The sequence below is a fragment of the Prevotella sp. P3-92 genome (assembly GCF_002251205.1).
Classification (GTDB): Bacteria; Bacteroidota; Bacteroidia; order Bacteroidales; family Bacteroidaceae; genus Prevotella.
This window is the reverse complement of sequence record NZ_NPJE01000032.1, coordinates 1-608: the sequence shown is the minus strand read 5'-3', so window position 1 is coordinate 608 and position 608 is coordinate 1. Positions and strand designations below refer to the sequence as shown.

The window sequence follows — 608 nt, the reverse complement described above, 5'->3', positions numbered from 1 at the left end:
ATACGCCAAACAATTCATTCATAGACGGTCCAATGATTTCATGTTTTCTGACAGCAACAGAACAAGTTGTCAATGTAAAGGTCAATATGAAGGATAGTTCTGGCAAACTGATTCGCACGCGTACATTGAATGCGGTAACGCTGAAACAAAATTGTACGACCAAAGCAACAGGGTACTTCTTTACCAATTCTGTCAGTAATGGATACACATTCGACACGACTGACGATGAGGAGCTATCATACACATTCTAACAATTATTGTTTATAGGTCTAATCATTTCAGAACGTCCATTACTACATCTATAGTAAAAGCAATTATTAAGATAAAGACCATCACTATATTTATTATAGTGGTGGTCTTTCTTTAAAGCCTTACTATCTCTCATGCGCCAGAACATATAACCGCACTCAGATACCACTCCGGATTGACACGGAGTGGTTAATCTACTCCATAATTTGCAGTAAAGCGTTACAGATAACAATATAACGGTTTTTGAAAACCGCACACGGATGGTAAGGAATGTCACGAATTTATTGCATTGACAGCTTCCTATGCGATTTTGATTTCTGAGCTTTTAGTTGAGATGTAAGGTCAAGGTTACGGTTGTA

At 37.7% G+C, this 608-nt stretch carries 1 protein-coding gene; it reads left to right on the top strand.

The window, feature by feature from the left end; all coding sequences use genetic code 11:
• The coding region (locus CIK93_RS04995) for a DUF6562 domain-containing protein (RefSeq protein WP_216820888.1) at positions 1-251 on the top strand (251 nt) is incomplete at its 5' end.
• Positions 252-608 lie beyond the last annotated feature (357 nt).